Below are 21,320 nucleotides of genomic sequence, written 5' to 3'. Positions count from 1 at the left end.
GCAATGGCGGGACGTCTTGAGGGCAAGGTGGCGGTGATCACCGGGGCCGCCTCCGGCATTGGCCTGGGCACGGTGGAGCTGTTCGTGTCCGAGGGCGCGTCCGTCGTCGCCGCCGATATCCAGGACGAAAAGGGCGCCATGCTGGAGAAGCGTTTCCCCGGCAAGGTCGCCTACGCCCACTGCGACGTGACGCAGGAGGCCGACATCGAGGCCGCCCTGAAGCTCGCCAAGAGCGAATTCGGCGGCCTCGACATCCTGTTCAACAACGCCGGCATCTCCGACCGGATGACCTCCATCGCCGAGATCACCGCCGACGGCTGGAGCTGGATTTTCGATGTCCTGGTGCGCGGCCCGGCGCTGGGCATGAAGCACGCCGTGCCCCTGATGCTGGAGCGGGGCGGCGGCTCGATCATCAACACCGCCTCCATCGCCGGCCTGCAAGCCGGCTGGGGCCCCATCGCCTATTCCAGCGCCAAGGCCAGCGTCATCCATATGAGCCGCGCCGCCGCCGCCCAGCTCTCGCCGCAGAAGATCCGCGTCAACGCCATCTGCCCGGGCCTGATCGCCACCTCGATCTTCGGCGCCTCCCTGGGCCTGCCCCGCGAGGTGGCCGACCAGATGGCCGCCCGCGTCGCCGACAACGCCGCCAAGGTGCAGCCGGTGCCCAAGGCCGGCATGCCAGAGGACATCGCCAAGGCCGCCCTCTACCTGGCCTCCGACGACTCGGCCTTTGTGTCGGGGACCCACATCGTGGTGGACGGCGGCATCACCGTCGGCGGCCGCCACTCGTGGGACGCCACCGCCGGCTCGCCCTTCGCGGCCCTGTTCGGCGACGCCCTGCCCGGCGCGACGGCCTGAGGCTTGGCCCGGGCGCTGCAACTCAGCCGGGGACTCGACCCCGCCAGGCTGCGCCCGGCCTTTGAGCGCTTCGGCCGCCTGCACCTGCCTGGGATCCTTCCGGTCCGGGACGCCCAGGCGATCCACGCGGCCCTGCTCGCCGCGCCCTACCACCGCTCCCTGACCGCCTCGGGAAAGAGCTACGACATCGCCCTCGACACCCTGGCCGCCATGCCGCCCGAGCGCCGGGCGGAGCTGGAGGCGGCGATCCTGGAGGGGGGCAAGACCGGCTTCCAGTATCAGTTTGACGCCTGGCGGCTCTCGGACCTGATGGAGGCCGGCCAGCGCACCGGCGGCGCCCTGGCGCCCCTCGAGGCGGTCTATGATCTGATCAACAGCGAGGGGTTCCTGGCCTTCATCCGCACCCTCACCGGCGACCCCCGCTGCGCCTATGCCGACGCCCAGGCCACCCGCTACCGGCCCGGCGACTTCCTCACCGCCCACGACGACGACGTGGCGGGCAAGAAGCGGCTCTACGCCATGGTGCTGAACTTCACGCCGGCCTGGCGGCCCGACTGGGGTGGACTGCTGGCCTTCCACGACGCCGACGGCCATGTCAGCGAGGCATATACGCCTACCTTCAACGCCCTGAACATCTTCCGCGTCCCCCAGCAGCACGCGGTGACCCAGGTCGCCAGCTTCGCGGGCGCGGAGCGGCTCTCCATCACCGGGTGGATTCGTGAGCGCTGAGGCCCCGGCCAAGCCCGGCCTGTCCCCCAACCTGCACGGCGCCCTGTGGATGGTGGCCTCGGCCCTTGGCTTCACCGCCATGACCACCCTGATCAAATATCTGGGGGACGACTACGCCGCCTCGCTGCAGACCTTCTACCGGCAGTTCTTCGGCTTCCTGATCATGCTGCCGGTGATCCTCAAGCACCGCGGCGCGGCCTTCGCCACCACCCGGCCCGGCATCCTGATCTTCCGCTCGGCGGCCGGCACGGTGGGGATGATCCTCTCCTTCTACGCCTTCCAGAAGATGCCGCTGGCCGACGCCAATGCGCTGTCCTTCACCCGCACGCTGTGGCTGGTGCCGCTGGCCTTCTTCGTGGTGCGCGAGCCGGTCGGTCCGCTGCGCATCGGGGCCGCCGTCGTCGGCTTCCTGGGTGTCCTCATCATGCTGCGCCCCGGCGGGGGCGATGAGTTCGTCATCGGCCTGCCGGCCATGGCCATGCTGGCCTCGTCCTTCCTCTTCGCCCTCACCATCACCGGCATGAAGGTGATGACGCGCGATCACGCCCCCATGGTGCTGCTGGTCTGGTCGGCGACGCTCGGCCTGGTGCTGGCCGTGCCCGGCGCCTTCCTGACCTGGCGTTGGCCAGAGCCTGTCGACCTGGCCCTGCTGGCGGCCATGGGCGTGCTGGGGACCATCACCCAGGGCTGCTACATCAAGGGCATGTCCATCGGCGACGCCGGCGCCATGGCCCCCATCGACTATATCCGCCTGGTCTTTACGGTGATCGTCGGCTTTGCCCTGTTCCAGGAGGTCCCGGGGATCTGGACCATCGTCGGCGCGGCCGTGGTGGTGGTCTCCACGCTCTTCATCACCTGGCGCGAGCACGTGACCAGCAAGGCCAAGATGGCCGCGGCGGCGCTGGTGGAGCCCGTCTAGGTCGTCATTGGGAACCGGGGCGACCTACCGCCCCATCCGCTCCAGGAAACCCTTGGCCGCCGCGCGGTGCCGAGGCTTCAGGTTCTTGCCCACCACCGCCATCATGGCGGCGAAGACCGCCGCGTCGTCGGTGAAGCCGATCACGCCGAGGATGTCAGGTAGCGCGTCGGTGGGGAGGACGAAATAGGCCAGCGCCGCCATCATCAGGCCCTTGGCGGCCTTCGGCGTCGCCGGGTCGCGGGCGCAGTACCAGACCGACAGGGCGTCGTCGGCGAAGGGGATCTTGGCCGCCACCTTGCGGAACTTGGGCCAGAAGCCCTCCGCCACCCGCTGCTCATTGACCTTCTGCACCGCCGGGACCAGGGCGCGCTTGGGGTCGACCTCGGACCTTGGGTCGAAACCGTCGGCATTGACGTTGGGTGACGCTTTTGACTTGGAGCTCATCGGGCTAAAGCCTCGGGGGAAACAAGATCTGATCTAAACAGAACCGGGAGCGACGCGTCCATGAAACTCAATTCCTCTATCGCCGCGGTTGTGACCGGCGGCGCCTCGGGCCTCGGCGAAGCCACGGTCCGCCAACTCGCGGCCCAGGGCGTGAAGTGCGCCATCTTCGACATGAACGAAGCCAAGGGCGAAGAAGTCGCAAAAGAAGTGGGCGGCGTCTTCTGCAAGTGCAATGTCACCTCGGAGGAAGAGGTCGACGCGGCCTTCGCCAAGGCCCGCGCCGCCCACGGCCAGGAGCGCATCCTGGTCAACTGCGCCGGCACCGGTAACGCCATCAAGACCGCCGGCCGCGACAAGGCCACCGGCGAGACCAAGCACTTCCCCCTCGACGCCTTCAACCTGATCATCCAGATCAACCTGGTGGGCACCTTCCGCTGCATCGCCAAGTCGGCCAAGGGCATGCTGGACCTGGAGCCCCTCGAGGACGGCGAGCGCGGCGCCATCGTCAACACCGCCTCGGTGGCGGCCGAGGACGGCCAGATGGGCCAGGCGGCCTATTCGGCCTCCAAGGGCGGCGTGGTCGGCATGACTCTGCCCATCGCCCGCGACCTGGCCAGCGAAGGCATCCGGGTCAACACCATCCTGCCCGGCATCTTCGACACCCCGCTGATGCGCGGCGCCCCGGAAGCGGTGAAGCAGGCCCTGGCCAACTCAGTGCCCTTCCCCAAGCGCCTGGGCCAAGCCGACGACTACGCCCAACTGGCGCTGACCATGATCACCAACGGCTATTTCAACGGTGAGGACGTCCGCCTGGACGGCGCGATCCGGATGGCTCCGCGCTAGAGCCCTTTCCGATCTGATTGCTTCAATCAGATCGGATAAAAAGGGCGCCAATTCAAAAAGTTAGAGCATTTTTCGATCCGATAACCGTTTCACACTTATCGGAAAATGCTCTAGGCGGAACACCCTGCGGCGGAGGGAACCTGAAGCCACGCTTTACGTTCCCTCCGGTTAGGGGTTCGGTATGACACGAACCCTGAGTGGGGGCATTGTCGCGTTATGATGGGTCGGTGGGCGCAGCGCTTCGCAGTCGCGATCGAGCGCCCTCTCGTCGGCTATCCGGCGGCGCTCGCCGCCGTCGCCGCGGCCGTGCTGGTGCGCGCCGTGGCCGGCCTGGTCATGACCTCGCCCCCCAACTTCATGGCCTTCTTCCCCGCCGTGCTCTTCGCCACCCTGGTGGCTGGGCTGCGGGCCGGGCTGCTGGCCACGGCCCTGAGCGCCGGCGCGGTCTGGCTGCTATGGATCCCCAAGACCACCCTGGAGGAGACCTGGCGGTCGCAGCACGTTCAGCTCCTGCTGTTCGTCGTCACCGCGGGCCTCACCGTGCTCATCGCCAAGGCCATCCATGTGGCCATCCTGCGCGGCGCGGCGGCGGAGGAGCGGTTCCGCGTCTTCCAGGAACAGGCCCTGGACGGCTTCGTGATCATGGAGCCGGTCCGCGAGGCGGGCCAGGTGGCCGATTTCAGATGGACCTACGCCAATCCCGCCGCCAACCGCATGGCGCCTGGAGGCCAGGGCCTCACCGGGCGTCGGGTGAGCGAGGTCTTCACCGGCCAGACGGCCAGCGACATGATCGAACGCCTGCGCCTGGCGCTCGACAACGGCGTTCCCGACGCACTGGACGTCCGCCGCGTCATCGACGGGCAGGAACGCTGGATGCGCTCCAGCGCCATGCGGCTGGACGATGGCCTGGCGGTCAACTTCCACGACATCACCGACCAGCGCCGGGCCGAGGAAGAGGCGCGCCGCAGCCGCGACGAGTTCGAGCACATCGCCAACGCCGCCCCGGTGATGATCTGGATGAGCGGGGTCAATATGGGCGCCATCTGGTTCAACGCCTCCTGGCTGGCCTTCACCGGCCGGCGCATGGAGGAGGAGTTGGCCCGCGGCTGGCTGGAGGAGGTTCACCCGGAGGACCGCGAGCGCGTCCTGGCCACCTATGACGAGCACTTCGCGGCCCGAAGCCGAGCCCGGCTGGAATACCGCATCCTGCGCCACGACGGGGTCTACCGCTGGATCGACGAGGCCGCGGCGCCGCGCTTCGACCGGGACGGCAAGTTCCTGGGCTATATCGGGTCCTGCTCGGACATCACCGACCGCAAGGCGGCCGAGACCCAGCTGCGGGGCGGCGAGGCCCGGGTCCGGGCCCTGGTGGACTCCCTGCCCCAGCTGCTCTGGTCAGCCCGCCCCGACGGGGATTTCGACTATCTGAGCCCGCAGTGGGTGACCTTCACCGGCGTCCAGGCGGCCGCCCACACCGGCGAGGGTTGGCTGGACGCCGTCCACCCCGACGACCGCGACGACCTGCGGGCGGCCTGGTCCCAGGCCATCCAGGGCGGATTGCCCTTCGACCTCGAGCATCGCCTGCGCCGCCATGACGGGGTCTGGCGCTGGTTCACCACCCGAGCCTCGGCCGTCCGCGAGGAGGACGGCTCGATCCGCCGCTGGTTCGGCTCCTCCTCCGACATCACCGAGATCGTCGAGGCCCGTCGCCATCTGGAGGAGCGCGTCGCCGAACGCACCCGCGAACTGGAGGCCAGCCTGGAGGAACGCGCCCGCGCCGAGGCGGCGCTCGCCCAGGCCCAACGCCTGGAGACCGTCGGGCGGCTGACCGGCGGGGTGGCCCATGACTTCAACAACCTGCTGACCGTGGTGATCGGCGGCCTCGACATGATCCTCAAGAACCCGGCCGACACCGCCCGGGTCAAGCGCCTGTCGGAGGCGGCCCTGGCCGCCGGCCGCCGCGGCGAGCGCCTCACCCGGCAGTTGCTGGCCTTCTCACGCCGCCAGGAGCTGAAGCTGGAGGTCATGGATGTCGGCGCCCTGATCGAACAGGTCGAGCCCCTGGTCCGCCGCGCTGTGGGCGAGGCCATCGAGCTGACCGTCGACTGCGAGGCCGGCGTCGGCGCAACCCGCCTGGACCCCGCCCAGTTCGAGGCCGCCCTGCTGAACCTGGTGGTCAACGCCGCCGACGCCGTGGAGGGCGGCGGCAGGATCAACATCCACACCCGCCGCGTGACCCTGGCGGACGGCGAGGTTTCCGGCGCCTCGGCCGGCGAGCACGTGGCGGTCAGCGTCTCCGACACCGGGGCCGGCATGAGCCCGGAGGTGATGCAGCGCGCCTTCGAGCCCTTCTTCACCACCAAGGAAGTCGGCAAGGGCACGGGGCTTGGCCTGGCCCAGGTCTACGGCTTCATGAGCCAGTGCGGCGGCGCGGTGGCCATCGACTCGCGCCCCGGCGAGGGAACGACGGTCACCCTCTACGTCCCCGCCATCGACGCGGTTCCCAGCGTCGACCCGGTCCGGCCAGTCACCGACGACAGCTGGGCGGCGGGGACCGCCATCTTGCTGGTGGAGGACGACGCGGCGGTCCGCGCCGTCACCGAGAGCCTGCTGCAGGAGATGGGCTGCGAGGTCACCACCGAGATCGACGGGCCCTCGGCCATGGCCCGCCTGCAAACGGGTCAGGCCTTCGACCTGCTGATCTCCGACATCGTCATGCCCGGCGGCATGAACGGCGTGGAGTTGGCGAGCTGGACCCACGCCCATCGCCCCGACCTGCCTATCGTGCTCACCACCGGCTATGCGGGCGACCAGTTCGCCAATGGCGCGACAGAGATCACCTGGCCCGTGGTGCGCAAACCCTTCCGCGCCGAACAACTCAGCGCCGCCGTGCGCGACGCCCTGGCCAGGGTCTCTACCTAGGCCCCCGACGGAACAAGCGCGGCCAGGGAACGTTGTCCCCGGATAACCGACCTCGAAAGGCGCGCACCATGACTCAAGGCCAACAGAAGAACGATGGCACCCAGCCCGGCGTGATGGGCGACGGCACCGAGGAACAGAACCTCGGCCAGCCGGGCGATCCCAAGGCGCGGATCACCGAGGACGAGGTGAAGGAAGCCTTCAAGGACGCCCCGGCCGACAAGCCGAAATAGCCCCTATTGCGAGGCGCCGCGTCCCTCGACCCGAACAAGATCCACCAGCGCGTCGCCTCGCACCAGGTGCAGCAGGTCGTAGCGGTCTATCGTGGGGTCGCAGTGCGGCACGGTGAACTCCAACCGCTCGCCCCTCGCCACGGTCCTGTGCCGGGGCCGCGTGACCATGCCGTGCTCGTCGCCGAAGAACCGGTAGCTTGAGCCGGCCCACCCTTCCCCCAGGGGCTCGGGCATCGGCCCGTCGGTGGCGAAGGCCTTCAGGCCGGCGTCCACCGTCACCCAGCGTTCGGCGTTGGCGCTGATCACCCGGCCCTGGACCATCAGGCTGGTCTCGAAGGCCCCGTCCTCGTCAGATCCCAACGCCTCGCGGTACTCCCGGTCCATGAAGGCGTAGGAGCCGGCCTGGATCTCGTTCAGCACCCCCTGGGCCGCGTCGGCCGAGAAGGTCCCGGTGCCGCCGCCGGTCATCAGCGTGATCTCATGGCCCTGCGCCCTCAGGGCCGACGCCACCTCCGACAGCTTGCCGATGCCGTCGGCCACGGCGGCGGTGCGGGCGTTGGCCCCGCTCATATGCTGCCAGTGACCGCCGTAGCCCTGCACCCCGATGAGCTTCAGCGAGGGCTGGGCGGCCAGCGCCGCCCCAACCGCCACGGCCTGCTCGACGCTGGCGACACCCGTGCGGCCCATGCCCAGATCGACATCGATGACCACCCGCACCGTGACGCCTGCGGCCTGCGCCGCCTGGCCGATCTCGGTGGCGCCGTCCGGGTGGTCGACGGTGATGGCGAAGTCCGGGTCGAGCCCCGCCAGCTTCGCGGCCCGCGCCGCCGAGGGGGCGCCGGCCAGGGACGAGGTTATCAGGATGCCGCGAATCCCCGCCGCCGACAGGGCCTCGGCCTCCCCCAGCTTGGCGCAGCAGACCCCCACGGCGCCGGCGGCGATCTGTCGCCGGGCCAGGGCCGCGCACTTGTGGGACTTGGCGTGGGGCCGCAGGGCGAGACCCGCCGCCTTGGCCCGGGCCGCCATGCGCGCGACGTTGCGGTCGAAGGCGTCGAGGTCGATGACCCCGGCCGGGGTCGGTATCCGCCAGCGCGAGCCCGGCTGGCCGATCAGGGCCAGGGAGAGGGCGGTGGATGGCCGCTCGGCCAGGGCGCCAAGATCGGCGGCGATGACCTCCAGGGGACGTTCGGCGCTCATCGGCGGCTCCGCTTCAGGCCGCCCATCAGGCCGCGCATGATCTCGCGGCCCGCCGTGCTGGCCACGGTCCGCAGCAGTTGCTTGGCGAAGGTCTCGCCCATGGACTGGCGGTTCGAGGCGCGCGCCGCCGGGCGCCGGACGGGCGGGGGCTCATCTCCCCAGGGCGCCGTGGGCTCAGCCCGGCGCGTCTGTACCGGCGGGGCCGCAGCGGCTTCGGCCGCGGCCGTTGCGCGCGCCGCCAGCTTCTCGAAGGCCGAGTCACGATCCTGGGCCTCGTCATAGAGGCCGCGCACCGGGCTGGCCGCCATCACCGCGGCGCGCTCAGCCGGAGTCAGGGGGCCAAGCCGCGAGGCGGGCGGCCGGATCAGGGTCTTCTGCACCATGGTGGGCGCCCCCTTTTCGTCCAGCACCGAGACCAGGGCCTCCCCGACCCCCAGGGCCTGGATCGCCTCGGCGGTGTCGAAGGCCGGGTTGGTCCGGAAGCTGTCGGCGGCGGCCTTCAGGCCCCGCTGGTCGAGGGGGCTGTAGGCCCGCAGGGCGTGCTGCACCCGGTTGCCGAGCTGGCCCAGCACGGTCTCGGGGATGTCGGCCGGGTTCTGGGTGACGAAATAGACTCCGACCCCCTTGGAGCGGATCAGCCGCACCACCTGCTCCACCTTTTCCAGCAGCGGCTTGGGGGCGTCGCGGAACAGCAGGTGCGCCTCGTCGAAGAAGAAGGCCAGACGCGGCTTGTCGGGGTCGCCGATCTCCGGCAGCTCCTCGAAAAGTTCGCTCATCAGCCACAGCAGGAAGGTGGCGTAGAGCCTCGGGCTGGCGATCAGCTTGTCGGCCGCCAGGATGTTCACATAGCCGCGCCCCGAACCGTCGGTGCGCATCAGGTCCGAGAGCCGCAGGGCCGGTTCGCCGAACAGGTTCGCGCCCCCCTGGTCCTCCAGCGTCAGCAGCTTGCGCTGAATGGTGGCCACCGTGGTCGTGGAAACATTGCCGTAGCGGGCGCCCAGTTCCTTGGCGTTCTGGGAGGTGTAGGTGAGCGCCGCCTGCAGGTCCTTCAGGTCCAGCAGCAGCAGGCCCTCCTCGTCGGCGGCGCGGAAGACGACGGAGAGCACGCCTTCCTGGACATCGTTGAGCTCCAGCATGCGGGAGATCAGCAGCGGGCCCATCTCGGAAACCGTGGCGCGGATCGGGTGGCCCTGCTCGCCGAACAGGTCCCAGAACACCACCGGGGCGGCGGCCGGGCGCAGCTCCAGGTTCATCACCTTGGCCCGGGCCAGCATCTTCTCATTGGGGGTCCCGGCCGCGGCGATGCCGCAGAGATCGCCCTTCACATCGGCGGCGAAGACCGGCACCCCGGCGTCCGACAGACCCTGCGCCAGGGCCTGCAGGGTCACTGTCTTGCCCGTGCCCGTGGCCCCGGCCACCAGGCCGTGGCGATTGGCGCGGTCCAGCCGCAGGGTCTCGAGGTGGTGGGAAAACCCGATCAGGACGCCGTCGTCGGCCATGGAATGCTCCTTGGAATTCGGGGGCCACGCTATCGTCAGCCGCGCGCCGCATCCACGCCCAAGCGCAAACAATCGCACCGGGCCAGATTGTTTCGCCGATCCGGTCTGATCTGGCCCAGCCTTGCCGCTTGCGCGGTGATTCGCGCGAAGAACGCACCATCGTCCCCGGAAAATCAGGCTAGAGGTCACCGTCATTGACGACGCCCGCGACCCCGAGGACAGTCGGCCCCATGCCCGCCGCCGAACCGACCACCAACGTCTCCCGCACCTGTCTCGTCATCCTGGCGGTGATCGCCAGCGGCGCCACCATCTACTGGCTGGCCGACATCCTCACCCCCCCGGCCATGGCCATGTTCCTGGCCATCGTCATCGACGGGTTCGCTCGGGTGCTGAAACGCCGGCTCCCCTGGATGCCGACCCGCGCCGCCATGCCTCTGGCGGTGACGGTCTCGATCCTGCTGTTCGGCACCGCCCTGTTCGTCATCGCCGACAACGGGGCCAGCTTCGCCACCCAGCTTGTGACCTATGTGCCCAAGCTCAACACGCTGATCGCCCAGGTGGCCACAGTGGCCGGGATCGACGTGGCGCCCACTATCGACCAGCTTTTCCGCCGGCTCGACCCCAGCAAGTACCTCGGCGACGTGGCCCGGGGCGTCCAGGGCTTCGCCTCCAACGCCCTCTTCATCCTGATCTATCTGGGCTTCATCATCGCCTCGCGGCACGCCTTCGAGCGCAAGATGGTGGGCATGTCCGACAACCGGGCCCGACGCCACGAGGCCCTGGAGGCCTTCCAGCGCATCCGTGACGGGGTGGAGCAGTACCTCTGGGTCCAGACCGTCACCGGCCTGATGATCGCCGGCGGGTCCTGGCTGGTGATGGCGGTGATCGGCCTCGACAACGCGGTGTTCTGGGCCTTCCTGATCTTCATCGCTTCCTACATCCCGATCATCGGCGGGGCGGTGGGCATTCTCGCGCCACCCCTCTTCGCCCTGATCCAGTTCGAGCCCTATTGGCCCGCCATCGTCCTGTTGGGGGTGCTGCAGCTCATCCAGTTCGTGGTCGGCAACGTGGTGCTGCCGCGCATGCAGGGCGACAGCCTGAACATCGACCCGGTGGTGGTCCTCCTCAGCCTGGCCTTCTGGGGCGCGATCTGGGGCGTGGCCGGCATGTTCCTGTCCACGCCTCTGACGGTGATGGCCATGGTGATCCTGGCCCAGTTCGACGGAACCCGCTGGGTCGCCGTGCTGTTGTCGGCCGATGGGGAGCCTGGAAAACTGCGAGACCGAAAGCAGGGCCTCGCGCCTGACGAAACGCCGAAACCGAAACGCGGCCGCGGCGTCACGCAAGCGTGAGGCGGGCCGCAAGACCAGGGTCTTAAACTTGGCCATTCAATGCCTATCTGAGTGTGGCTCGGGCAAGACCCGACACCTCGACGCCCGCTTTCTCAGCCCCCGGGCGCCACGAGGACCGAGTGTTCCGCCACCCCCCCCAGGCGGAACAAGGCGCCGCCGGACACTCTCCTCCGGCGGCGTTCTCGTGTCCGGAGCCCGCCGATGACCCGTCGCTCGAAGTCCGCCAACGCCCTCACCAAGGCGTTCCTGGCCCTGACGCCGGAAAACGGCGCCAGCAGAGCCTTCATCGACCAGGCCGCCGCCGACGCGGCCCCGGACGAACTGCCCGAGCTGCAGATCGAGGAGCTGGCCGTGGCGCTGGCCGATTTTTGGGCCTTCGCTGAGACCCGCAGAAGCAAGGCGCCGACGATGCGTCTGGTGCACGGGGAGGCGGGCCTCGACCGACTCGAGATCGTGCAGGACGACACCCCCTTCCTGGTGGACAGCGTCATGGGCGAGATCGCCGACCAGGGCCTGTCGGTGCGGGCCATGTTCCATCCCGTGGTCAGCGTCGCGCGCGACCGCAAGGGCGCAAGGAGCGAGACGGGCCCCTTGCGCCGGGAATCCATGATCCAGGTCGTGCTGGAGACCGTGGGCGAGGACCGCGAGGCCGCCCTGATCGCCGGCCTGAAGACCACCCTGGCCGACGTTCGGGTCGCGGTCGGCGACTTCCCCGCCATGCTGGCCCTGATGGCGCGCGCCATCTCCGAACTGGAGGCGGCGCCCAAGAGCGAGGTGCGCGACGAGGATGTCGCCTTCCTGTCCTGGCTGCACAACGAGCACTTCGTCTATCTCGGCGCCCGAGTCTACGAGTACCCCCGCCTGAAGAACGGCGACTACGCGCCCGAGGAACCCCTTTATCAGCCGGAAGATGGACTGGGCGTGCTGCGCGATCCCGAGCGCACCGTCCTGCGCCGCTCGTCGGAGCCCGCGGTCCTCACCTCCCAGATCCGCTCGCGGATGACCGATCCGCCGGTGACGGTGGCCAAGTCGAATGTTCGCTCCCGGGTCCATCGGCGCGGGTACATGGACTATGTGGGGGTCAAGCGGTACGGAGCCGACGGCAAGCCCTGCGGCGAGATCCGTTTCGTCGGCCTGTTCACCTCCGAGGCCTATGACGAACCGGCCCACGACGTGCCGCTGCTGCGCGCCAAGGTGGCTCACATTCTCGCCAAGGCGGGCGCCGCCCCGGGCGGCCACAACGAAAAGCGCCTGCGCAACATCGTCGAGAACCACCCCCGCGACGAGCTCTTCCAGGCCAGCGAGGCTGACCTGCTGGCGACCTCTCTGGCCGTCCTGCACCTCTATGACCGACCGCGCGTGCGGGTGTTCGAACGCCGCGATCCCTATGACCGCTTCGCCTCGATCCTGCTGTACGTGCCCCGGGAGCGCTACGATTCAGAGCTGAGGACCAAGGCTGGCGAGATGCTGGCCCGCGCCTATGGCGGCCGTGTCTCGGCTTACTATCCTCACTTCTCCGACGCGCCCCTGGCCCGGGTCCACTTCATCATCGGCTTCACCCCCGGCGCCCATCTGGAACCCGATCTGAAGGCGGTCGAAAGCCAGATCGCCGCGGCCAGCCGCACCTGGGAGGACCGCTTCGACGCCGCCGTCCGTGCCAGTGGCCGCGCGACGGCCGACGTCACCGATATCCTGACCCGCTACGCCCAAGCCTATCCCGCCGGCTACCGCGACCGCTATGACGCCGCCGAGGCCCTGGCCGACCTGGCGGTGATCGACAGCCTGGAGGCCGACGAGCCGGTCCGTGTCCGCGCCTACCGGCGGGCCTCCGACGGCAAGACCCAGTTCCGGTTCAAGCTCTACCGCCCCGGAGCGCCAGCTCCGCTCGCCGACGTCCTGCCGATCCTCGAGAACATGGGCCTGAAGGCCATGGTGGAGACAGGCTATCCCGTCACCCGCGCCGGCGCCCCGCCCGTCTGGGTCCACGACTTCGAGCTGAACGACGAGCGCGGCGAACACCTGGTCTTCTCCGAGGTGAAGGCCGCCTTTGAATACGCCTTCGTCGCCGTCTGGAGCGGCAAGACCGAGAACGACGGCTTCAATCGGCTGGTGCTGGAACTCTCCATCACCTGGCGCGACGCCGCCCTGATCCGCGCCCTGGCCCGTCACCGCCAGCAATCGGGGCTCGATCCCAGCCAGCGGGTTCAGGAAGAGGCGCTGTCCAACCACCCCGGCGTCGCCCGCCTGATCCTGGATCTCTTCCGCACCAAGTTCCATCCGGCCATCAAGGCGGGGCTCGAGGCCCGCCAGACGCAGGCTGACGCGGTGATGGCCGAGATCATCGAGGCCCTCCAGCTCGTCGAAAGCCTGGACGACGATCGGGTGCTGCGGCGCCTGGCCCTGCTGGTGGGGGCCATCAAGCGGACCAACTACTACCAGCCCAATGCCGACGGATCGTCCAAGCCCTACATCAGTTTCAAGGTGGCGTCGGGCGAGCTGGCCGACCTCCCCCTGCCCAAGCCGTTCCGCGAGATCTTCGTCTGGGCGACCCATGTGGAGGGCGTCCACCTGCGCTTCGGTCCGGTGGCCCGAGGCGGGTTGCGCTGGAGCGACCGGCGCGATGACTTCCGCACCGAGGTCCTGGCCCTGGCCAAGGCGCAGAACACCAAGAACGCCGTCATCGTCCCCGTCGGCTCCAAGGGCGGCTTCTATCCCAAGCAGCTTCCCAAGGGCGGGACGGCCGACGCCGTGCGCGCCGAGGGGATCCGGGCCTATACGACCTTCCTGCAGGGCCTGCTGGACATCACCGACAACCTGACCCCGGACGGCAAGGTCATCCACCCTGAGTACGTCGTGGTCCACGACGCCGACGACCCCTATCTGGTGGTCGCCGCAGACAAGGGCACCGCGACCTTCTCCGACATCGCCAACGGCATCGCCGAGTCCTACGGCTTCTGGCTGGGGGACGCCTTCGCCTCCGGCGGGTCGGCGGGCTACGACCACAAGGTGATGGGCATCACGGCGCGGGGCGCCTGGGAGGCGGTGAAGCGCCACTTCCGCGAGCTCGGCAAGGACATCCAGACCGAGCCCTTCACCGTCGTGGGCGTTGGCGACATGTCGGGCGACGTGTTTGGCAACGGCATGCTGTTGTCCCCCGCCACCCGGCTGCTGGCGGCCTTCGACCACCGCCACGTCTTCCTGGATCCCGATCCGGACCCGACGACAAGCTACGCCGAGCGGGCCCGTCTGTTCGAGCTGCCGAGGTCCTCCTGGGAGGACTACGACCGCAAGCTGATCTCCAAGGGTGGCGGGGTCTTCCCCCGCAGCCTGAAGTCCATCCCGCTCTCCGCCGAGGTCCGGGCGATGCTCGAGATCGACGCCGACAGCGCGACCCCGGCCGAACTGCTCTCGGCCATCCTGAGGGCGCCGGCCGAACTGCTCTATCTCGGCGGCATCGGCACCTATGTGAAGGCCCGCACCGAGGGCCACCTGGAGGTGGGGGACAAGACCAACGACGCCCTGCGGGTCAATGGCGCCGACCTGCGGGTCAAGGTCGTCGGCGAGGGCGCGAACCTAGGCTTCACCCAGGCTGGCCGTATCGAGTTCGCCCTCAAGGGCGGCAGGATCAACACCGACGCCATCGACAACTCCGCCGGGGTCGACAGCTCCGACCATGAGGTCAACATCAAGATCGCCACGGGGATTCTTGAACGAACAGGCGTTCTGACCCGTCCCAAGCGCGACAAGCTGCTGAAGTCGATGACCGATGACGTGGCCGCCCACGTCCTGGCCCACAACTACGACCAGACCCTGGCCCTGTCCCTGATGGACCTGGACGCCGCCGGCGAGCTGGAACCCCACGCCCGCTTCATGTTGTCCCTGGAGTTCGCCGGCCGCCTGGACCGCACGGTGGAGGGCCTGCCCGACGCCGCGGTCCTCGCCGCCCGCGCCGAGTCCGGCCTGGGCATGACGCGGCCCGAGGAAGCCGTCCTGCTGGCCTATGGCAAGCTGGAGCTGTCCCATGACATCGTCGCCTCCCGCGCGCCCGACGACCCGCACTTCGAGGCGGTGCTGGAGGGCTATTTCCCCAAGGCGCTGAGCAAGTACGACGACGCCCTGCGCAAGCACCGCCTGCGCCGCGAGATCATCGCCACCGTGGTGGCCAACGATGTGGTCAACCGCTGCGGACCCAGCCTGCCCTCGCGGCTGATGGCGGCGGCCTCCTGCGATCTGCGCGCCTTCGTGGCGGGCTACGAGGCCGCCAAGGCGGTGCTGGACCTGCCCGCCCTCTGGGACGCGGTGGCGGCCCTGGATCCCAAGATCCCGGGCCAGACCCCGGCCGCGGGCCAGATGGCCCTGTTCCGCCGCCTGGCCTTCACCCTGCGCGGCGAGACCTTCTGGCTGGCGCGCCGGGCCGGGCGCACCGGCGCCGGTGTGGGAGACCTGATCAAACGCTACGGCCCCGGCACAGCGATCCTGCGCAAGCTTGGACCCCAGGTGCTGTCGGAGGTGGAGCAGACCCGCACCAAAGCCCAGATCGCCAAGCTGGTGGAGGCCGGGGCGCCCGAAGCCCTGGCCGCCCAGGTGGCCAACCTGCAGCCGCTCACCACCGCGGTGGATCTGGTGGACCTGGCCGAGGCCTCGTCCTGGGCTCTGCCCAATGTGGCGCGCCTCTATCACCAGACCGGGGCGGTCTTCGCCTTCGACCGCCTGCGTGCCGCGGCGGGCGGTTTCACGGCCGGCGACGCCTTCGAGCGCACCGCCGTGCGCCGCCTGCTGGAGGACCTGCTGGCCGAGCAGGCGGTTTTGACCCGGTCGATCATGACCTTCGCCGCCAGTCCCCAGGCCGGAGAGACCCCAGAAGCCGCCCGCAAGGCCATCGCGTCGTGGACCGCCCTGCGCCGCGACGCCGCCGAAGCCGCCGCCAAGTCCATCGCCGAAATCGAGGCGGCCGGCGGCGGCTGGACTTTCGCCAAGCTCACCATCGCCAACGCCACCCTGCGCGAACTGGCGGCGAGCGCGACGGCGGAGAGGAAGGCCTAGGCCGAAAGCTCCGCCCGGCGGCACCAGCGGTCCAGGTCCCGTTCCCGGCCCATGAGCGCCAGGCCCGAGGCGATGGATTCCAGTTCGCTGCCGCTCTCGATCCGCGCAGGGTCAAACCGGCGATGGAAGATGGCGCGCACCGCTGGCACCAGGGACGAGCCTCCGGTGAGGAAGATGCGGTCGATCTGCCCCGGTTGCAGCCCGGCCTCGGCCAGGGCCTCGTCGACGGCGGTCTCGATCAGGCCAAGCTCGGGGGCGATCCAGGCTTCGAACTCCGTCCGCTCGACGTCGCGAACGATCTCGATGCTGCCCGCCTCAAAGCGGAACTGAGCGCTGGTGTCCCGCGACAGAGCCTCCTTCAGCCGGCTCACCGAGCGGTACAGCAGGTAGCCGTAGTTCTCATCCAGGGTCTCCACCAGCCGGGCGATCTTGTCGGGCTCGACCGCCTCGCGCACCAGCTTGCGGATCTCCCGCATATCGCGGCTGGCCCGCATCAGGGCCAGCTGGTCCCAGCGGGCGAAGGTGGAATAGTAGCGGTTGGGGATCGGCAGGGTCTTCCCGAAGGAGGTGTAGCTGGTCCCCTTGCCCAGCTCCGGAGACACCAGATGGTCGATGATCCGGTAGTCGAAGGCGTCCCCCGCCACACCGACCCCGGACCGCCCCAGCGGGGTGGACTGGATCTCGCCGTCCTGGCGGGAGAAGCGAATGATCGAGAAGTCGCTGGTGCCGCCGCCGAAGTCGCCCACCAGCACCGTGGCGTCCTCCTTCAGCTCGCGAGCGAAGAAGAAGGCGGCCCCGACGGGCTCGTAGGCGTAGAGGATCTCCTTGAACCCCAGCCGCGCGAAGGCCGTCTCGTAGCGCCGCAGGGCCAGCTCCGGATTGGGCGCGCCGCCAGCGAAGGTCACCGGCCGGCCAACGATCACCCGGTCGGGCAATTCCGCGAGCCCCGCCCCCGCGTGGTCGCGCATCTTCAGCAGGAAGGCCGAGAGCAGGTCCTCGAACTGGTAGCGCCGCCCGAGAATCTGGGTCTCGGTGAAGCTCTCCGAGGCGGCGAAGCTCTTGAAGGACTGGATGAAGCGGGTCTCCAGCGGGTCCTCGACATAGGCCTCGATGGCCCAGGGGCCCGCCTCCACCGTGCGGTCGTTGGGCCGGTCGGGCGGTGCGTGGAAGCTGATCGCCGAGCGGAAGGCGAAGAGCTCCCCCTCCGGCGCCGGGAAGTTGACCAGGGCCGCGGACCCGGCGTCGCCGGCCAGGGCCACAACCGTATTTGTGGTGCCGAAATCGATGCCGATCGTACCGGCCATGGCGCGCGCTCCGTCTTTGCTTTGTCGCGTGACGGGCGCCTGAACCGGCATCCACTTCAGGCTGTCACGCTTCGGCGGGTGAGAGACGACGGATCGCCACCCACCCAACGGCGCACGACCCGCTTAGTTCGTGAGGCCGGCCCGACACATCAGGTTTGAGCCTCCATCAGGTCCTGCTCATAGGCGGCGACCGTGGCCATCTGCAGGATGCGGCTGACCGAGGCCGAGAGCGGGCAGATCTGCACCGACTTCGACAGGCCCAGCAGCAGGGGGCCGATCACCGTCGCCCCGCCGACAGCCTGCACCAGCTGGGTGGAGATGGCGGCCGAGTGGATGGCCGGCATGATCAGCACATTGGCCGGACCGGTCAGGCGCATGAACGGGTAGTTGACCCGCCTGGCCGGATCCAGCGCCAGCTCCGGCGGCATCTCGCCCTCGTACTCGAAGTCCACGTCCATCTCGTCGAGCATGGCCACGGCGTCGCGCACCTTCTCGCTGCGCTGCCCCATGGGGTTGCCGAAGGTGGAATAGGACATGAAGGCCACCCGGGGGGTGTAGCCCAGGGTCGCCACGGTGCGGGCCGCCTGTAGGGCGATCTCCACCAGTTCGTCGGCCTCGGGCATCTCGGTGACGTTGGTGTCGGCGATGAACAGGGTATGGCCCTTGGCCAGCACAACGCTCATGCCCATGACCCGGCCGTCCGGCAGCGGGTCGATCACCTGCAGCACCTCCTCCAGCACCTGGTCGTAGGAGCGGGTGACACCGGTGACCATGCCGTCGGCGTGGCCCAGGGCCAGCATGGAGGCGGCGAAGGAGTTGCGGTCCTGGTTGATCAGCCGCTGCACATCGCGCTTCAGGAAGCCCTGGCGCGCCAGGCGGCTATAGAGATAGTCGACATATTCCGGGTTCTTGTCCGACAGCCGGGCATTGATGATTTCCAGGCCGGTGTCCTTGGGATCGAGACCGGCAACGGCCATGTTCTCACGCACCAGGTCCTCGCGGCCCACCAGCACTGCCTGGCCGAGGCCGGCGTTCTGGAAGGCGTAGGCGGCGCGGATCACGCTGGGCTCCTCGCCCTCGGCGAAGACGATTTTCTTCTTGGGCGAGGCCTGCACCGTGCCCTGCAGTTTCTGCAGGAAGGCCGCGGTGGGGTCGAGGCGCTGGGCGAGCGAAGCCCGATAGGCGTCCATGTCCTCGATCGGCTTGCGGGCGACGCCGGAGTCCATCGCCGCCTGCGCCACGAAGGGCGGGATGTACCAGATCAGCCGGGGGTCGAACGGCGAGGGGATGATGTATTGCGGGCCGAACTTCAGCTGCTGGCCGTGATAGGCCGCCGCCACCTCGTCGGGCACGTCCTCGCGGGCGAGCTGAGCCAGGGCGTTGGCGCAGGCGATTTTCATCTCCAGGTTCACCCGGCGGGCGCGCACGTCGAGCGCGCCGCGGAAGATGTAGGGGAAGCCCAGGACGTTGTTGACCTGGTTGGGATAGTCGCTGCGCCCGGTGCCGACGATGGCGTCGGGACGCACGGCGTGGACCTCCTCGGGCAGGATCTCCGGATCGGGATTGGCCATGGCGAAGATCAGCGGATTGGGCGCCATCTGCATGATCATGTCCTGGGTCAGGACGCCTTTCGCGGACAGGCCCAGGAAGACGTCGGCGCCCACCAGGGCCTCGGCCAGGGTCCGGGCGTCGGTGTCGACGGCGTGGGCCGACTTCCACTGGTTCATGCCCGCGGTGCGGCCGCGATAGATCACCCCGGTATTGTCCACGGCGATGCAGTTGTCGCTGCGCACCCCCATGGCCTTCATCAGATCCAGGCTGGCGATACCCGCCGCCCCGGCCCCGCAGAGCACCACCTTGACGTCCTTCAGCTCGCGGCCCGTGATGTGGCAGGCGTTGATGAGGCCCGCGCAGGAGATGATGGCCGTGCCGTGCTGGTCGTCGTGGAACACCGGGATGTCCAGCAGCTCCTGCAGCTCGGTCTCGATGCGGAAGCACTCGGGGCTCTTGATGTCCTCGAGATTGATGCCGCCGAAGGTCACCCCGATGTTCTTGACCACCGTGATGATCTCGTCGGGATCGGTGGCGGAAACCTCGATGTCGATGGAATCGACGTCGGCGAAGCGCTTGAAGAGCACGCTCTTGCCCTCCATCACCGGCTTGGCGGCCAAGGCTCCCAGATTGCCCAGGCCCAGGATCGCCGTGCCGTTTGAGATCACCGCCACCAGGTTGCCCTTCGACGTGTAGTCGTAGGCCAGCTCCGGGTTCTCGGCGATGGCCAGGACCGGCACCGCCACGCCGGGCGAGTAGGCCAGGCTGAGGTCGCGCTGGGTCGCCATCGGCTTGGTGGGCACGATGGCGATCTTCCCGGGCGTCGGGTCCCGGTGGAAGCTGAGGGCTTCCTCATCGGTGAAGGTGCGTTTTTCGTCGCTCATTGGGGGAGCGTGTCCTTGGGCGCTGAGGTCTCGGGAACGGAAGGGCGCCAACCTACATAGGCCGGCGCCCTGAAACAACCTGCCGCGGCGCAAAGCTCGGCCGGGCGAGGTACGGGCGAAATCAGCCCGCGCGGCGGGCCGCCAGCGCGGCCTGCATTTCGCCCAGCACCTTGGCCGCGCCCGGCTCGGCCTGCACACGGCTCCAATATGCGGCGACCTTGGTATGAGGGGCCAGCAGGTCGCCCTTGCGGAACACCATGCCGAACACGCCCACGAACATCAGCATGGGGACCAGGGCGCAGTCGGCGGTGGTGAGGCTGTCGCCCACCGCATAGGTGTCTTCGGTCATGAAGACGTTGAGATGCTCCAGGCCGCTCTCCAGCTTGACGAAGGCGTCGTCGACCACCGCGGCGTCCCGGGCTGCGGGGTTCATCTGCCCAAACAGCGCGCTGCCCGAGGCCATGACGTAGAGCTCGGCCACCCGGGCGATCAGCCGGCCGCGGGCGATGTCGGCCGGCTTGGCGGGGCGCAGCTTGGCCTCCGGATAGGCGTCGGCCAGGTATTCGACGATGGTGTCGCTCTCCGGGATCACCGTACCGTCGTCCAGCACCAGGGCCGGCAGCTTGCCCATGGGATTGATCGCCAGGTACTCGGCGCTCTTCAGGTCCGCCGGATGGGCCAGGATCTCCACGGGCAGGTTCTTGGCGTAGATCGCAACCCGCGGGCGCGCGGCGAAGGGCGAGAGTTCGGCGGAGTAGAGCTTCATGACGTGTTCCTCGGCGCCTCTTCGAAGCGGGCGCGCTGCGGGGGTGTTCATAGTTGCGCTTGGGACCTGAAGCCAGCGGCAGCCCCTACCGTTTATCGCAGCCTTCGCCGGGAGGCGCGGATGAGGCTACCGCCCCGCGCGGCCGCAGATCAGGTCCACCACCGAGGCTCCCATGGCCCGCAGGGTCGCAAGGTCGCCGCCGGCCCGGGCGCGGACGGCCATGCCGTTCAGGACCCCGGTCGCCACCCGCGCCATGCCGGCCGCGTCGCTGGAGCCGGGAAGGTTCCCCACCTCCATGGCGCGGCGGATGCGGCCCTCGAAGGCCGCGTCGATCTCGGCCAGGGCGGCGGCGAGCACGGCGCGGACGTCAGGATCATCCACCGCCTCGGTCACCGCCGTTCCGATCAGGAAGCAGCCGCGGGGCCCGGCCTCGCCGCGCATGTAGATGGCCGCCGTCGCCTCATACACCCGGGTCAGCGCTGTGCGCAGGTGGTCCTCGGGAGCAAAGGCGGCGGCGAGGCTGACGTTGATCTCGGCCCGGGATTTCTCCAAGGCCTGGATATACATCGCCTTCTTGTCACCGAAGGCGCCGTAGAGGCTGGGCCGGTTCAGGCCTGTCGCCGCGGAGAGGTCATCCAGGGAGGTGGCCGCATAACCGGTGTTCCAGAAGGCGGCGCGGGCCTGGTCCAGGGCCACGGCGGGATCGTAGGTGCGCGGACGGCCGCGCGGACGGGGCTCTATCTGTACCACTTCGAATCAAATCCCTGAGGCGATTAATT

The 21,320-nt window shown here is 69.1% G+C and carries 15 protein-coding genes; 8 read left to right on the top strand and 7 right to left on the bottom strand.

Annotation, left to right across the window (positions count from 1 at the left end; all coding sequences use genetic code 11):
- Positions 1-3: 3 nt before the first annotated feature.
- The 3 genes from OCL97_RS06675 to OCL97_RS06665 are packed head-to-tail and all read left to right on the top strand — an operon-like array spanning position 4 to position 2,506.
- A complete protein-coding gene (locus tag OCL97_RS06675) occupies positions 4-858 on the top strand; it encodes an SDR family NAD(P)-dependent oxidoreductase (protein ID WP_377368740.1) in 855 nt (284 codons plus the stop codon).
- Positions 859-861: 3 nt separating this feature from the next.
- Positions 862-1,587, top strand: coding sequence for a 2OG-Fe(II) oxygenase (locus tag OCL97_RS06670; RefSeq protein ID WP_305761090.1), 726 nt, complete (start codon positions 862-864; stop codon positions 1,585-1,587).
- Between the two features lie 49 nt (positions 1,588-1,636).
- Positions 1,637-2,506 carry a DMT family transporter gene (locus tag OCL97_RS06665; protein WP_304775710.1) on the top strand — a complete coding sequence of 290 codons (870 nt, stop codon included), beginning with the start codon at positions 1,637-1,639 and terminating at the stop codon, positions 2,504-2,506.
- A gap of 24 nt (positions 2,507-2,530) precedes the next feature.
- Here the strand turns inward: OCL97_RS06665 and OCL97_RS06660 are convergent, their stop codons facing one another.
- Entirely contained in the window at positions 2,531-2,950 is a 420-nt protein-coding gene (locus tag OCL97_RS06660; protein ID WP_377368737.1) for a YkvA family protein, read from the bottom strand.
- A gap of 60 nt (positions 2,951-3,010) precedes the next feature.
- On the opposite strand from OCL97_RS06660, the gene OCL97_RS06655 reads away from it, so the two are divergent.
- From OCL97_RS06655 to OCL97_RS06645, 3 genes are all read left to right on the top strand, one after another.
- Positions 3,011-3,793 carry an SDR family NAD(P)-dependent oxidoreductase gene (locus OCL97_RS06655; protein WP_304819456.1) on the top strand — a complete coding sequence of 261 codons (783 nt, stop codon included), beginning with the start codon at positions 3,011-3,013 and terminating at the stop codon, positions 3,791-3,793.
- 216 nt (positions 3,794-4,009) lie between these two features.
- A complete protein-coding gene (locus OCL97_RS06650; RefSeq protein ID WP_377368735.1) occupies positions 4,010-6,715 on the top strand; it encodes a PAS domain S-box protein in 2,706 nt (901 codons plus the stop codon).
- A gap of 68 nt (positions 6,716-6,783) precedes the next feature.
- A complete protein-coding gene (locus OCL97_RS06645) occupies positions 6,784-6,945 on the top strand; it encodes a hypothetical protein (RefSeq protein ID WP_377368733.1) in 162 nt (53 codons plus the stop codon).
- A 3-nt stretch (positions 6,946-6,948) separates the two neighbouring features.
- On the opposite strand, the gene OCL97_RS06640 is transcribed toward OCL97_RS06645, so the two are convergent.
- Both OCL97_RS06640 and OCL97_RS06635 read right to left on the bottom strand, forming a co-directional pair.
- Entirely contained in the window at positions 6,949-8,142 is a 1,194-nt protein-coding gene (locus tag OCL97_RS06640) for an alanine racemase (RefSeq protein WP_377368731.1), read from the bottom strand.
- Entirely contained in the window at positions 8,139-9,641 is a 1,503-nt protein-coding gene (locus OCL97_RS06635) for a helicase HerA-like domain-containing protein (RefSeq protein WP_377368729.1), read from the bottom strand. The genes OCL97_RS06640 and OCL97_RS06635 overlap by 4 nt, the downstream gene beginning before the upstream one ends.
- 230 nt (positions 9,642-9,871) lie before the next feature.
- Between OCL97_RS06635 and OCL97_RS06630 the strand changes: the two genes are divergently transcribed.
- Together OCL97_RS06630 and OCL97_RS06625 are read left to right on the top strand one after the other, a co-directional pair.
- Positions 9,872-10,993 carry an AI-2E family transporter gene (locus OCL97_RS06630; RefSeq protein WP_377368727.1) on the top strand — a complete coding sequence of 374 codons (1,122 nt, stop codon included), beginning with the start codon at positions 9,872-9,874 and terminating at the stop codon, positions 10,991-10,993.
- A gap of 201 nt (positions 10,994-11,194) precedes the next feature.
- On the top strand, positions 11,195-16,036 hold the full coding sequence (locus OCL97_RS06625; RefSeq protein ID WP_377368725.1) for an NAD-glutamate dehydrogenase: 4,842 nt from the start codon (positions 11,195-11,197) through the stop codon (positions 16,034-16,036).
- Here the strand turns inward: OCL97_RS06625 and OCL97_RS06620 are convergent.
- From OCL97_RS06620 to OCL97_RS06605, 4 genes are all read right to left on the bottom strand, one after another.
- The gene (locus tag OCL97_RS06620; RefSeq protein WP_377368723.1) at positions 16,033-17,340 is read right to left on the bottom strand and encodes an Hsp70 family protein; all 1,308 of its coding nucleotides are present in this window, start codon (positions 17,338-17,340) and stop codon (positions 16,033-16,035) included. The genes OCL97_RS06625 and OCL97_RS06620 overlap by 4 nt on opposite strands.
- Before the next feature lie 149 nt (positions 17,341-17,489).
- Positions 17,490-19,775 carry an NADP-dependent malic enzyme gene (locus tag OCL97_RS06615; protein WP_377368721.1) on the bottom strand — a complete coding sequence of 762 codons (2,286 nt, stop codon included), beginning with the start codon at positions 19,773-19,775 and terminating at the stop codon, positions 17,490-17,492.
- Between the two features lie 121 nt (positions 19,776-19,896).
- Positions 19,897-20,541: a glutathione S-transferase family protein gene (locus OCL97_RS06610; RefSeq protein ID WP_377368719.1), complete on the bottom strand. Its 645-nt coding sequence runs from the start codon at positions 20,539-20,541 to the stop codon at positions 19,897-19,899.
- A gap of 126 nt (positions 20,542-20,667) precedes the next feature.
- Entirely contained in the window at positions 20,668-21,291 is a 624-nt protein-coding gene (locus OCL97_RS06605) for a TetR/AcrR family transcriptional regulator (RefSeq protein ID WP_377368717.1), read from the bottom strand.
- Positions 21,292-21,320: the final 29 nt, after the last annotated feature.

The sequence above is a fragment of the Phenylobacterium ferrooxidans genome, assembly GCF_042714595.1.
GTDB lineage: Bacteria > Pseudomonadota > Alphaproteobacteria > Caulobacterales > Caulobacteraceae > Phenylobacterium > Phenylobacterium ferrooxidans.
Note: the sequence above shows the minus strand (reverse complement) of the source record. Positions and strands in the feature narration are given on the sequence as shown.